Annotated in this window: 13 protein-coding genes; 2 read left to right on the plus strand and 11 right to left on the minus strand. The window is 65.6% G+C overall.

What is annotated here, in order from left to right; translation table 11 throughout:
• Positions 1-42: 42 nt before the first annotated feature.
• From QME71_04440 to QME71_04465, 6 genes are all read right to left on the minus strand, one after another.
• Positions 43-1,509, minus strand: a complete 1,467-nt coding sequence (locus QME71_04440) for an MDR family MFS transporter (protein ID MDI6857548.1) — start codon at positions 1,507-1,509, stop codon at positions 43-45.
• Positions 1,510-1,586: 77 nt separating this feature from the next.
• Positions 1,587-2,744 (minus strand): DUF362 domain-containing protein, encoded by a 1,158-nt coding sequence (locus QME71_04445; protein MDI6857549.1) that lies wholly within the window; start codon positions 2,742-2,744, stop codon positions 1,587-1,589.
• A 103-nt stretch (positions 2,745-2,847) separates the two neighbouring features.
• Positions 2,848-4,083, minus strand: coding sequence for an MFS transporter (locus tag QME71_04450; GenBank protein MDI6857550.1), 1,236 nt, complete (start codon positions 4,081-4,083; stop codon positions 2,848-2,850).
• A gap of 524 nt (positions 4,084-4,607) precedes the next feature.
• Positions 4,608-5,102, minus strand: coding sequence for a DinB family protein (locus QME71_04455; protein MDI6857551.1), 495 nt, complete (start codon positions 5,100-5,102; stop codon positions 4,608-4,610).
• 41 nt (positions 5,103-5,143) lie between these two features.
• Positions 5,144-6,142 carry a methylenetetrahydrofolate reductase gene (locus QME71_04460; protein ID MDI6857552.1) on the minus strand — a complete coding sequence of 333 codons (999 nt, stop codon included), beginning with the start codon at positions 6,140-6,142 and terminating at the stop codon, positions 5,144-5,146.
• Between the two features lie 4 nt (positions 6,143-6,146).
• Positions 6,147-6,611 (minus strand): PspC domain-containing protein, encoded by a 465-nt coding sequence (locus QME71_04465; protein ID MDI6857553.1) that lies wholly within the window; start codon positions 6,609-6,611, stop codon positions 6,147-6,149.
• 377 nt (positions 6,612-6,988) lie between these two features.
• Here QME71_04465 and QME71_04470 point away from each other — a divergent pair, with 377 nt between their 5' ends.
• Positions 6,989-8,329 (plus strand): hypothetical protein, encoded by a 1,341-nt coding sequence (locus tag QME71_04470; protein ID MDI6857554.1) that lies wholly within the window; start codon positions 6,989-6,991, stop codon positions 8,327-8,329.
• 191 nt (positions 8,330-8,520) lie between these two features.
• On the opposite strand, the gene QME71_04475 is transcribed toward QME71_04470, so the two are convergent.
• Together QME71_04475 and QME71_04480 are read right to left on the minus strand one after the other, a co-directional pair.
• Positions 8,521-9,384 (minus strand): SDR family oxidoreductase, encoded by an 864-nt coding sequence (locus tag QME71_04475; GenBank protein ID MDI6857555.1) that lies wholly within the window; start codon positions 9,382-9,384, stop codon positions 8,521-8,523.
• A gap of 194 nt (positions 9,385-9,578) precedes the next feature.
• Positions 9,579-10,034, minus strand: a complete 456-nt coding sequence (locus QME71_04480; GenBank protein ID MDI6857556.1) for a DoxX family protein — start codon at positions 10,032-10,034, stop codon at positions 9,579-9,581.
• A gap of 318 nt (positions 10,035-10,352) precedes the next feature.
• Between QME71_04480 and QME71_04485 the strand changes: the two genes are divergently transcribed.
• On the plus strand, positions 10,353-11,288 hold the full coding sequence (locus tag QME71_04485; protein ID MDI6857557.1) for a fumarylacetoacetate hydrolase family protein: 936 nt from the start codon (positions 10,353-10,355) through the stop codon (positions 11,286-11,288).
• Positions 11,289-11,543: 255 nt separating this feature from the next.
• On the opposite strand, the gene QME71_04490 is transcribed toward QME71_04485, so the two are convergent.
• The 3 genes from QME71_04490 to QME71_04500 are packed head-to-tail and all read right to left on the minus strand — an operon-like array spanning position 11,544 to position 13,552.
• Positions 11,544-12,185: an NIPSNAP family protein gene (locus QME71_04490; GenBank protein MDI6857558.1), complete on the minus strand. Its 642-nt coding sequence runs from the start codon at positions 12,183-12,185 to the stop codon at positions 11,544-11,546.
• A gap of 12 nt (positions 12,186-12,197) precedes the next feature.
• Positions 12,198-13,268, minus strand: a complete 1,071-nt coding sequence (locus QME71_04495) for a sulfite exporter TauE/SafE family protein (GenBank protein MDI6857559.1) — start codon at positions 13,266-13,268, stop codon at positions 12,198-12,200.
• Entirely contained in the window at positions 13,265-13,552 is a 288-nt protein-coding gene (locus QME71_04500; GenBank protein ID MDI6857560.1) for a hypothetical protein, read from the minus strand. The genes QME71_04495 and QME71_04500 overlap by 4 nt, the downstream gene beginning before the upstream one ends.
• Between the last annotated feature and the right edge of the window lie 41 nt (positions 13,553-13,593).

The raw sequence follows: 13,593 nt of genomic DNA on the forward strand, positions 1-13,593 counted from the left end.
GTGGCCTCGCCTCGTGGCGCGCGCGGGCGCGCAGGGGCGCCCTCAGCCGGGAGGATCGGCGGTTGCTTCAGCCGTGAGCGATGGGCGCTCCGGCGGCGCCGGTCGCTTCGCTGCCGCGGCCAGCGCTTCCTTGTCGCTGAGCAGCAGCGCGGCGAAGAATGCGAGCACGGGGAAGATGGAGGCAACAACGAACGCTTCGTGGAAGGCGAGGAGCGCGCCGTCTCGCGTCATCGGGTTGCCGAGCTGGGCGCCGTGATAGACGAGCCGGTCCGTGAGAACTGTGGCGATAAGCGCAACCCCAAAGCTGGCCGCCACCTGAGGGATAGCCATCCCCATCGCTGTGGCGCGGCCCGTTTCCTGCGGCCTGATCGTGAGGTAGGCCGTCGTCTGACCGGGTACCATGACGAAGGCGAAGGCGCAGCCGCGGAGCAGCATCAGCAGCCTTATCCACCAGACATCGGTCTGCAGGTCGACGAGTAGGAAGGCGAGGGTCGTCGCCAGCAACCCCGCCGTGCCGAACATGATCATGCGCCGGGGGCCGATGAGCGGAAAGATGCGCCCCGCGGGCTGCGCCATCAGGGCGATGCCGATGGCCTGGGGGAACGTGGCCAGGCCCGACTCCAGCGGCGTCAGACCCATCTCGGCCTGGAGGAGGAGGGGGAGCAGGAAGAGGGCGCCGATGAACGCCGCCTGGCCGGGCAGGAAGATGATCATGATGGCGCGAAACAGTCTGTCCCTCAGCAGCCGCACGTCGATGAGGGGCATCTTCGTCCGCAGCTCCACGGCCGCGAACGCCGCCAGCAAAGCCGCTCCCGTCGCGGCGACAGCAACCACGCGCCCATCATCAAGGCCGCGCGTCCCCGCCTCCGCGAACGCGTAAAGCAGCAGCGCCAGCCCGGAAGCCGATAGCAGGAATCCCGGAACGTCCAGCCGGCCCGGCTGCGCCTGCTTCTCCTCCCGCAAGAAAATGCCGGCGATCAGCAGTGCCAGCGCGCCCACGGGAATATTGATCAGGAAAATCCAGGGCCACGACTGGTATTCGACGAGATAGCCCCCGAGCACGGGGCCGCTCGCCGGCGCGACTGCTGTCGGGATGGCGATTATCGCCGCCGACTGAGCCCTTTCATGCGGGGGGAACGCCCGGAACAGAATAGCCATCCCCACCGGAGTGAGCATTCCGGCGCCGATGCCCTGCAGGACGCGGAAGGCGATGAGCGCTTCGACGCGGCCCGCAAGTGCGCACAGGAAGGACGCCGCCGTGAATGTTCCCAGCGCCAGCATGAGTGTGCGCTTGGTGCCAAAGCGATCGCCGATCCAGCCGCTCATCGGGATAGCGACAGCCAGGCTGAGAAGGTAGCCGGTGACTATCCACTGAATGGTGGCGGCCGAAGCCTGGAACTCACGCGCGAAGGTGGGAAGCGCGACGTTAACGATCGTCGCGTCCAGCAGGTTCATGAACATGCCGAACGCGAAGACGATCCCAACGATCCACTTGTACTCGAGCCGCACTCTGCCCCTCCTGCGATTGAGGCGTATCTGGGGTCAGTTGCAGTATGCGGTACGGCGAGTCTGCGGGGAAGAGGAGACTAGGCGATCCCCAAATGGTAGGCGGGTGTGAAGTGACTGCGGCTGAGCTGAGTGGGATCGGCGGGAGTCGCCGGTTCCCATTCGACTCTCAGTTCCTCCAGCCGCGCCCCGTCGAGCCGGATCGCCTCCTCGCGTATCTCGCCCAGCCCCTGCTCGTATGCCATGGTGAGCTGACGCGTCGTCCACACATCGTGGTTGATCATTCGGGCCGCCGTCGCGTCCACCGCCACGAGGTCGGTGCCGGCGAGCAGCAGCCAGGAGCCGTTTCGGACCCGCATATCCACTGTCTCGCCTCGCTCCGGTCCGGCCGAAGGCCCGTCGCCCTCCACGCATATCGAACAGTCGATTATCGCCAGGTCCGGCTTCACCCCCGCCACGATGTCGAGGAACACCTGCTCGATCCCCGCCAGGTGCAGGCCGATGCGCGGCAGAGTCCCGTCCGTCTTCGCCTGATAGCGCGCCAGCGGCGTCGTTCCCACGAAGTTCTTGAGCGAGAGGGTGAGCTGCGCCCACTGGTGCGTCTTGAGGACGGGTATCGAGATTACGCGGTCTGCTTCGGCGACGAGGCTTGAGACGGCAATCGTGCCGAGCGAGGTCTTCGTGGGTACGTCCACCCACGAAGGCGAGTCGACATCAAGGCAGGCGAGGTGGACCTTCTCTCCGTACTGCGCGTTGAGACGTTTGACCTCTTGATAAAGGTTAGTCGAGCCGTCAAGGGTCGTGGCGTACTCCCAGGAGAAGTTCGACATCTGCGAGCCATCGCCGATGGTCACGCGCGAGGCGCCGGCGCGGATGCATTCTTCCGCCACGGCTGCCAGTATCTCCGGCTTGGTGCACTCGCCGGTCTTGAAGGCGTCGCGGCCTATGCTGGCCCAGCCGAGGGTCACCATGTTCGGCTTTATGAAAACGCTCTCGCCCTCGTGGACGATGGCGCCGATACCGCCCACGGCTTCGAGGGCCTCGCGCGCCATCGCGGCGAGGTCGCTTCCGCGCACGGCCGTCACCACCGTTTGCCCGGGGGCCGGCTCCGCGGGACTCTGCGCCTCTTCAGGCCCGTTGGATGAGCAGCCGGCAAGCGTCGCTCCGGCTCCCGCGGCGATGCCCATGCCTGCGCCCAGCCGCAGCAGCCCGCGGCGCGTCAGCCTCTCGTGTAGCATGACAGTCCCTTTCGAGCGCTTCCCCGATGTAAAGAGAATGCGGGATCGACGGCGGGAGATCAAGTTGCGCGACGGGGCGTCGAGGAGAGTGCGAGAGAAGCGGTCAGAAGCGGACGGGCGCTGCTTCTACCTTGCGCCGCTGCAACTGCTGATGACGTACGTGCACGACGGTCAGCAGAATCGCGACACCCAGCAGGATGGCGGCGAAGTGGAAGGGCGCGAGCGGCCCGTACATTTCGCTTACCTTCCCACCGACCGCCTGCCCCGCGGCGCCTCCCAGCCCCTGCAACGTGGCGAGCGTGCCGAGAAGCAGGCCTCGACAGTGCACCTGCGTCGCGTCGATAGCGGCGGCGCACCACGCGGGCACGCTCACGGCGTAAGCCAGACCGGCAAGCACGGCGAGGTTCACCGCCAGGAAGGGGCTGCGCGTCAGCGTCAGAGCGAACAACGATAGCGCCGTCACCGTCAGTCCGACAATGAGCGGAAGGTGGCGCCCGAAACGGTCGGCAAGGTGGGAGCACTTCAGCGCCACGACGACGGCGACGGCTCCCGGAAGCAACAGCAGGTAGGCCGCCTGGTGCATCTCGACGCGGAGCACCTGGTCGGTGTAAGTCCCGATGGCCGGCGTCTGCACCGCAATCCCCAGGCTGAGGAATAGGATGATGGCGCCCAGTATCATCACGCCCGGCCGCAGCATCGAACGAAGGGCGCTAAGCTGCACCTCTTCACCGCACTCCCTGCCCACAGGGCACATGGGCGCCGACTGGTGGCGGAGCGATACGAACAGCGCCAGGAGGTTGAAGCTCAGGCAGGCGATGAACACGGAAGTGTAGGAGACGAGATCGCCGAGGAAGACGCCTATCATCGTGCCCAACCCGAGGCCGAGAAGTTGCGCCATGTTGAGAAAGTGCAGGGCGCGTCCCCGCCGGTCGGGCTCGTGCGTGTCTCCCACGTGCGCGAGGAGGGCGGGCCACATCGTCGCCGCGCTCAGACCATAGAGTCCGGAGAACGCGAGGAACAGGTGCTTGCTGGGCAGGGCCATCATCAGCGCCAGCGCTGGCAGCCCGATGGCGATGCCCGCGCAGAGCATGACGCGCCGCCCCAGCCTGTCGGCGAGCCAGCCCGCTGGCGTCTGCCACACAAACCGCGCCAGGCTGTAGGAAGCGAGCGCGTATCCGGGAAACGCCGCCGAGGCGCCCAGCTCCTGCCGGAGGTACTGCTGCACCAGCGCCAGGAAGAAGATGCCCAGCGCCGCATGCCACAGGAACACGAGGAGGATAAGATCGAGGCCGCGGAGCCTGCGGAACATGACGTCGAGGGGGCGCGACGGAGATATCATGGCTTCCTGCTCGACCCGATGGCTCTTTCCAGCAACGGCCTTCTCTTTCTTAGAATCGGCCGTTGCGCCTCGGTTCTGGAGACGCAAAACAACCCTGATGTAGCCTGGGCCACCGGAAGGGACCTCCTCCTCTCCGCATCCTCCCAACGAAGCGGGCTACCGCCGCCCGCTGAGGGGCCGTCGAAGACTGGCCTTTGAGTGGAAAACCGCGCCGCCTCCACCTGCCTGTCGCGGGACAGGCCCAGCCGCGCTTATTGTCGCATGCCGGGAAGGGAAAGGCAAGGCCGGGACGGCAAGAAGGAGAAGCAAGTCGCTCGGTCGCTCGGCGGCCGATGACTGGCGACCGGCGTTTCCCCGGCGATAGGTGGGGCGTGGGGTGGGGACTGCGCTTGTGGGCGGGCGGGCCTGCCCGCCCCCGGTGGGTGGGAAGACAGACGCAAATGTTTCGCGAAGCGGCAGCGGCCGCACAGATGGCCGCGGACGTCATCCGCTTCCACGGCCGATCACGAGGCTCTGCCGGCGGCTTACCGCTTCAGCGCCGCCTCGACCTCGTCGAGGTGCGCGGCCTCGTGCTCGCAGCACGACCCCTTGATCATCTCCAGCGGCGTCGACATTCCGCCTCTAAACGGGTCAGGCATCTGCTTGCTCAACAGATCGTCCGCCGCCGACCGTATCATTGCGATACCTTGCTCGTGTCCCTGGCGGAACTCGTCCAGCAGCTCCTTCAGAGTCTTCTCCTTGCGCGCGCTCACCTGTTGCGCATTGAACGCGTCGATGTCGAACCCTGCGCCCAGGCCGCCGCCTCCGCTGCCCCCTCCCGATTGCGCTCGCTGCGCCATCGCCAGAAAGAAGCCGGGCGAGCCGCCCATCGATGCGAGGTGCGCGAAGACCTCCTTCACCGTCCAGCCGCCCTCGCACGTCGGACACTCCAGGTCCTTCTGATCGAGACGGGCTGCCAGCGCCTCCGCGCGCTCGACAACTGCCTGCAATTCGCTTGCTACCTCTTCTCTCGTCGCCACTGTTTTCTCCTTCCACCTGTGAGGATGCGCCGTCGTTGCGGCTAGCCTCGCAGCCAGCCGATTAGCTCAGCCGCCACGTCATACCGGTTGAACGAGGGCATCACGCAGACACCCTGCACCTTGTCGCGGACCTGCCCGAGGAGCTCGCGCGCCAGCCTCATCCCTTCAGCGAGACCGTTGTCTCCCGCCTGGCGCATCCGCTCCCGCACCTCGTCCGGCACCGTCACGCCGCCCATCTCGCGGTGGATGAACTCCGCGTGACGGTGGCTGTGTAGAGGCATGATCCCCAGAATGATGGGAATGCGCAAGTGGCCTACTGCCTGCAGGTACCTTTCGACCAGCGCCGCGTCGAAGACGGGCTGCGTCACCAGGAAGTCGGCCCCTGCTTCCCTCTTGCGCCGTAGCAGCCTCTCCTCCACCTCCAGCGGCGCCATCGGGTTGGCGGCCGCGCCGATGAAGAAAGAAGCCCGCTCGCCTATCGGGTTGCCGGCCGCGTCTACCCCCTCGTTCATCCCCTTCAGGATGCGGATGAGGCCGACAGGGCTCACGTCCCACACGCCGACAGGGGTCGCGTATCCAACGCCTTTGGGGAAGTCGCCGCGCAGGCAGAGGATGTTGCGCAGGCCCATCGCGTGCGCCCCTAGCAAATCGGCCTGGAGCGCCATCAGATTGCGGTCGCGAGTGACGAAGTGGAGGATCGTCTCCGTTCCTGTGCGCTGATGGACCATGATAGCCATCACGACGGCGCTCAGGTGCATGCGCGCGAGCGGGCTGTCGCTGACGTTAATGCAGTCGACGCCGGCCTCCGTCAGCAGCGTCGCCCCTTCGAGCGAGCGCCTCGGATCGAGGCCGCGCGGCGGGTCTACCTCCGCCGTCACCACAAAGCGGCCCGCCGCCAGCTTCTCGCGTAGCGTCTGAGGGGCGCCCGATGCTCGTTTTTCTACCAGCGGTATTCTCCTTCGGGAATCGCTTTGCGCCGGCTGAAAGCACCGTAATTGAGAGGCTCGAACGGACCGAAGGTCGCCGCGCCCCCATCGCACGGGTTCAGCGACGGCGCATGAGCAGGAACACGCCGATGATAATCAGCAGGAGCGGCCAGAACCTTCCCCAATAGAACCATCGCAGGAGGTCGAGGCTGCTGAGGAGAAACAGCACGCCCGCGACGATGAGGATGAGCCCGAGCAGCGGCAGCCGGTCCCTTCGCTCCTCTGCTCTGCCTTCGCGGCTGAGCGTCGCCTGCACCTCGCTGCCCAGGTTGCGCGCCGATTGCGCCATCTCCTCCACGTTTTGCCGCATCGAATCGCGGATCGGCCGGTCGACCGCATCCTCGCTGGGAATAATGAGCCAGAGCACGAGGTAAGCGACAATCCCGAGGAGGAAGCCTGTCGCTATCGTCACGATGACGAAGATCACGCGGATGATCGTGGGGTCGACGCCGAAGTACTCGCCGAACCCCCCGAGCACGCCCGCGACCATCCTCTGGTCCGAGCTGCGATACAGTCTGTCCATGAAAGCGGCCTCTTCAAGGTATTATAGCAGGGGCTTTCCCCTCACGCGCATGTGCCGCCGGTCTCGCCGACCTTTCACCTCCGGGGTCTGGCGCCGGGACGTGGAATTTCGTTGCACTGGCCTGCCCGCGGGACTTGATCGCCGCCAGTTGTTGGTTATGATGATTCTGACCACTTCTGCCACACGTGTGGCCCCCAAACGACAGCCCGGTTGGGATTGCGCAGCGAAAGGAGGTACCCGCGGCGATACCTGATACCCGGATGGGGAGCGGCATTAGGCAGGGATAGCCCAAAGCTCCCGAGATGACTTGAAGCATAGCTTACGGAAACCGCGCATGAGAACGAGTACAGAAAGGAAGGTACATGCGAAGGCGCGCGTTGTTAGTACTGCTCATGGCAGCCATCGTGGCCGGTCTTGGGGCGTTCTCGTCGACAGGCACAACGATGGCGGCAGATACCGGTCTGAAGAGTCCGAGCGCGAACGCCGCGGATACCGGCGGGGACAACAACGGCTTCGAGGTCAACCCCACAAATGCATATGCTGACGCCGGCGGCTACGCGGAGAACGTAAACGGCGCCGCGGACCGCCACCGCTACTACAACTACGGTATTTCCGTGCCCGCCGGATCGACGATAAACGGTATCGAGGTGCGCCTCGACTGGTGGCTCGATTCCAAGACGGGCACCAATAGCATGGATGTCCAGCTCTCCTGGGACGGCGGCACGTCCTGGACTTCCACAAAGAGGGACTCCACAGAATCGACAAGCGAGCACTCGAAGACGCTCGGCAGCTCGACGGACAAGTGGGGCCGCACCGCCTGGACAACGTCCGAGCTGAGCGACTCGAATTTCCGCGTTCGCCTCATCTGCAACTCCACAGACGCCAACCGCGACTTCCGTCTGGACTGGGTTGCGGTGAAGGTGTACTACACCGCGGGTTCACCGATTGAAAACACGTACAAGGCGCAGGGCCCCTGGGCGGTTAGCACGGGGACCGCGAACGACGGTCAGGGAAACGCCTTCCACCTGTGGTATCCGACGAACCTGGGTGCCGGGGGCTACCTGCACCCGATCCTGACCTGGGGCAACGGCACCGGCGCAAGCCCGACTCAGTACGCGGACACCCTGGACCACCTCGCATCGTGGGGCTTCGTCATCATAGCCTCCGACAGCGGCTCCGTGGGCGAGGGCTACGAGATGCTGGCCGGAGCCAACTACATGATCGCTAAGAACAGCGACTCGGGCAGCATCTTCTACCAGAAGCTCGCCACGAACAAAGTGGGCGCTTTCGGTCACTCCCAGGGCGCCGGCGGGACTCTCAACTGTGTTCTGCTGTCGCCGGCCACGTTCAAGAGCGCCATTACCAACGCGCTGCCCAACCCGATATGGTGGTCCACGCCCGTGCCCGACATGACCACCTGGCCGACCTCAGTCCCCATTTGGTTCACCAGGGGCTCGGGCGATACATTCATCGCCACGGAGTCGGCAGCGGTCACGTGGTACAACGCGGTGCCCGGGCCGGCGGCGAAGGCCACGCTCATAGGGGCGGACCACAACACAATTCAAACGGCAAACAACGGCTATCAGGGCTACTACGTAGCCTGGTTCAAGTACACTCTCGAAGGTGACACCTACGCGCGAGGCGCGTTTGTGGGGAGCCCGCCTGAGCTCAACGCGAATAGCGCCTGGCAGAACCAGGCAGAGAAGAACCTGCCCTAGAATCGACGGCAAGTAGCGAGCGCCGCCGGTGACCGCCAGCAGCCGCAATCCCGACTGCGATAGGTGAGGAAGCGAGGCGCCGGAGCCTGAGCTCCGGCGCCTCTGGGTCTTCAACAGGCTGTCAGCGGCATTGAGGGACGGTGCGATGGGGGCCCGCTAAGAGAACCGGCCGCTCTTCTCGGCCTGAAGGGTCACGGCCGCATCCGCGGCGTCGACTTGCCGATAAGGCGTCGGACGCCCGCGCGCATCGACAGGTATCCTCTTATGATCGGGCTCTGGCGCACCATCGTACCCGCCGTCGTCGCGCCGTCGATGGTATAGGCGATTCCGGACACGAACGAGGCCTCGTCGCTGGCGAGGAAAGCTATCGAGGCGGCGACGTCTTCAGGGGTCGCCATGCGGCCGAGAGGCGCGCTGGCCCGTAGCGCTGCCCGCCCCGTCCAGCCGCCGACCGCGTCCCACACGGGTTCCAGGAAGGGGGTATCCACCCATCCGGGGCAGATCGCTATTGCCCGTATGCCCTCCCCACCGTAGACGACCGCCACGTGACGGATCAGCATCACGACGCCGATCTTGGAGACGCTGTACTCGATGCCGGCGGGCATCGGGGTGTGCGCCGCGACACTGGAGGTCGCCAGTATCACGCCGCTCTTCTGACGACGCATCGGGCGCAAAGCTTCCTTCACACAGAGGTAGACGCCTGTGAGGTTGACGTCGAGCACGTGGCGCCAGGACTCCTCGGGGCAATCGCCGACGGGGGAGAGGCAGGGCGTGACGCCCGCGTTGGCGAGCATTACGTCCAGGCGGCCGAACCTGCGCAGGGTCTCCTGGAATGCCGCCTCTACCTGGCTGCTCTGAGTGACATCGGCGACGAGTGATATCGCTTCGCCGCCGGCGTCTTTGATCCGCTGCGCCACCACGTCGGCCGCTGCCGCGTCGATGTCGACGACGGCGACCTTCGCCCCTTCCTGCGCCAGACGTCGCGCTGTCGCCGCGCCGATGCCCGATCCAGCGCCCGTGATAAGCGCCGTCTTGTTCGCAAATCGCTCGCTCATTCAGTGCCTCCCGCCGGGATCTGTATGATGCCGCAATTGTACCGGGAGTGGGCGATATGCGCACCTTGCGAGGCCCTTTGCGCGGTGGCAGACGGCAGAAGGTGCGCAAACGCGACAGCGGCTGTGGTAGACAAAGCAAGAGGCCGGCCTTCGCGGCCGGCCTCCGGCGGGAATTGTGCCCGCGGTCCCCTTTCTTATCCAAGCGCGATCGTTGCTACCCGGTTCTTCTTCACCCAGGGCAGACGCTCGACCAGGGCATCGAGACCGAGGATGCGGCCGGCGCCCAACGCCCCCAGCAGAGCGAACACAATGATGTAGATCAGGTGGTAATCCACGAACGGGTTGTTCTCGGGCGGGAACTGCGCCAGGTAGAACATCATCATCATCGCTCCCGCCCAGAAGAGGCCGAAGCGGGTGAACAATCCCAGGGCGAGAGAGAGCCCGATCAGTATCTGCCCCCAGATGACCAACGGATTGATTACGTCCAGCGCCAGATCGTTCCTGCCGAGGCTCTGGAACCACCCGCCGAGAGGGCCCGAAGTAGCGTTGGTGAGGAAGCCGGCGGCGCTGAAGTCCGTCACCAGCTTGTCGAACCCTGACCAAAGGAATATGAACGCCATCGATACCCGCAGGAACAAAGCGAAGGGCATTATAAGCACCTCCGCCAGTCTTTCGGGCAATGAGTCGAGCCAGGCGCGTGTGAGAACGCTGTGCTGAACCCAGGTGACTGTTCTTTCCACTGGACGCGTGATCGCAGCCATGTAACCGTTCCCCTTTCTGCCTCCCCGGGGTCGTCCGGAGGAGAATATACCTAAGGTTTGTACTATTTTATGCACAGAAAGCGCGCTAAGTCAAGTGGATTGGGTCACGTTCTGACAAAGAAAGCGGAGCCGATCGCCGTTGCCTCGGACCGGCGCGCAGTGTAATCTCGCCCGTAGCAATTCGCCCAACGCCGAGGAGAGCCCGAGATGCGATTGTGCAACTTCTATCAGCGGGACGCGGTGCGGGTCGGCGCCGTCGCGAACGAATGGATCGTCGATCTCGAGCGGGCGGCGAAGGCGGCGGGAGCGAGCCGCTGGCCGTCCGGCGCCGACATGAAGGGCTTGCTCGAGACGGGGCCCGCGGCGCTCGATGAGGCGAGACGTCTGACGGACTACGTGGCGCAGCGTCTGGAATCAGGGGAAGGGGAGCTGCTGCTGTCGGAAGGTCTGCTGCTCCCGGCGGCGGAAACGAGACTCGCCGCGCCTGTCCCGAATCCGTCGAAGGTCGTCGCTATCGGGCTGAACTACCGCGACCACGCCCGCGAGCAGGGGGCGCGCATCCCCGACCGTCCCATCATCTTCGCCAAGTTCCCGACATCCGTCATCGGGCCCGGCGACGAGATCGTTTGGGACCCCGCCTTGACCGAGCAGGTGGACTATGAGGCTGAGCTGGCGTTCGTAATCGGGCGGGCGGCGCGCAACGTGCCGCCGGAGCACGCCTACGACTACATCGCCGGCTATACCTGTCTCGACGACGTCAGCGCCCGCGATCTGCAGTTCGGGGACCGGCAGTGGGTGCGGGGCAAAAGCCTCGATACGTTCTGCCCTATCGGCCCCGTCCTGGTGACCACGGACGAGATCGCCGACCCGCACAACTTGCGCATCCGCGCCCTCCTCAACGGTGAAGTGATGCAGGACTCGAACACGTCGGAGTTAATCTTCGGCGTGCCGGAGCTTGTCGCCTTCATTAGCCGCGCTTTCACTCTGCTGCCGGGCGACGTCGTGGCGACGGGGACGCCGCACGGCGTGGGGATGTTCCGCGATCCGCCAGTGTTCATGAAGGACGGCGACCGCATCGTGATCGAGATCGAGGGGATAGGCCGTCTGGAAAACGTGTGCCGCACAGTGCGAGCGAGCGGCTAACAGGGGCTGGACTGTCAACGCATAGAGAACTGATAGGCGGATGACGAAGAGCGTGTGTCCGGTAATCGGGCTCTGCGTGATGAATCCCGCAGTTTCTCGTGAAGCGACTGCGTCGCCGCTCTGCTGAAGCGGCGCCTGGCCGCTGGCATCGCGGCGTTTGTCTGCTGAAGCGGCGCTTGGCCGCAAGCCTGCCTGCGCAGGCGGGCAAGCGCCGTCCGGCAGCAAACAAAGGCCCGCCGTCCTGCGAGGCGGGCGCTAGCGGAGCGGCGAGTAGGGCAGCGCAAACACCGGGTACAGCCGTTCCCGCGGCGCCAGCGTGCGCACGCCGCGGAAGAACTGGTTCGTTCCCTCGTTCGACGGTTCGTACCCCGACTGCCGCATCGGCCCCTTCCAGAGGTCGATCACCTCGTTCTGCTTTCCCGTGATTGCGCGCCAGTTCGCGACAAGCGGCAGCGCCTTCGCCGCCGCCTCCATCCCCTGCTTTAGCTGCGCCATCTTTCCCGGGGCAACATCCATCGCGGCCACCGTGTACACCTTGAGGGGCGTCTCGCGGCTCTGCGCCGATGCCTCCTTCAGCGTCTCCGGCGGCACGGCAAACGGCTCGAACAGGCGCCGCGATCGCTCGGGCGCGGCCTCTTCCAGCCGCTTTTCGCACTCCGCCCAGCCTTCGTCCTGCCGCGCTCTCTCGCGAAATTCCCCGAGCGCCGCGAAGTCATCGAACTCCAGCACCTGCGTCACCTGACAAAACCACTCGATGTCGCTGTACCAGGCCGCCGCCAGCCGCGCCCTCAGGCGCTCGTACGCCGGTAGCAGCGTCTCCCCGGCCAGCGTGACGAACTTGTCCAGCCCCTCGGGGCTCGCCGGCTCCACGTTGAAGGTTTCCCACAAGTAGATCATCATTTCCTCCTGCTAGCGCTTGCAGCACAAAGGCTCCACCCAGCGGGGAATGCTGCGTCCGCGCCGGTACAGCACCCCGAGGACGAGCAGCGCCGCTATCGATACCGTGAGAAAGGCGATCCCGCCGAAAAGAGTGATTGTCGCGGCTGCGTCCAGCGCCCCGATGGTTTCGTCCGTCAGAACGTCCGCCAGCTCGAAGGCGGTACCCGCCGCCGCCAGGCCGACCGCCAACGCCAGAACGAGGCGCACGGTGGGCCCGGTAACGTAGGCCGTCGCCACCGCGCCCACCTGCGTGCCCAGCGAGGCGCCGATCAGGAGAAGGAGCGAGGCGAATATCAGGACGTTCGCGCTCATGGTGTGTCTCAGCGTGCCGTAGCTTGCGGTGAAGATCATCTGGAGCAGGCCGGTGCCCACCGCCAGGTGCGAGGGCACGCCGACCAGGTAAATCAGCGCCGGGTTCAGCACGAAGCCGCCGCCTACGCCGATAAGGCCGGCGAGGACGCCCGTAAAGAACCCTATCACTATCAGCACCCAGAACGAGATGCGCACCCGCGAACGCGGCAAGTCGACCATCGGCCACAGACGCAGCGCGTGCAGGCGGCGCCACAGCCCCGACGACACCAGCTCCCTCGGTGAAATGTCGCCGGCGAGCCCCGGCATCGCCATAAGTTGCTGCGAACGTCGCGTCTCCCAGACCGTAAACACGCTGATGAACGCCATCAGCGCCAGCGACGCCGAGAGGACGCCTTCGTCGGCCACGCCTCTGTCCTTCAGCCAGTTCACCAGCGCGACGCCCCCCTCGACGCCCGCCAGCGTGCCGATCACCGTCAGCGCCCCCAGCCTCAGGTCGACGTTGCCCAACTGACGGTGTCGCATCGTCGCCACCACGGCGTTGCCGGAGATGTGGGCGAGCCCGGTGCCGACGGCAATCGGCGCCGGGAACCCCATGACGATCAGCGCCGGCGTGACGATGAACCCTCCGCCGACGCCCACGAATCCCGCGAGCACCCCCAGCGCGAACCCGAGGAACAGGAGAACGACGGGGCTTGCCTCGAGGCCGGGCACCTCGGAGAAGGTGATCACTCCTGGCCGTCCTCCTCGAAATGGCGGATCTCGCGCACGCGGTATCCCAGCGCCTCCGTCAGACGGATGAGCAGCAGGCCGAGGAGCGACCCCGTGACGAGCATCAGCCCGACGTTGTAGAGGACGGGGAAGAGATCGCGGCCTTCCTGCGCGTCGCGGAAGAGCTCGGCGAGCTCGCCCTCGATATGCCAGTAGACGGCGTGCCCGATGATCGCGGCGAGCGCCAGGGCAAGGAAGAACGCCTGGATGAAGGCTCTTCGCCTCGATCGGTCGTCCGGCTCCATTAGTGGCCTCCAGCGGAACGAAAGCAAGAGGGGCGCGCCCC

Source organism: Dehalococcoidia bacterium (assembly GCA_030018455.1).
Taxonomy (GTDB): domain Bacteria; phylum Chloroflexota; class Dehalococcoidia; order DSTF01; family JALHUB01; genus JASEFU01.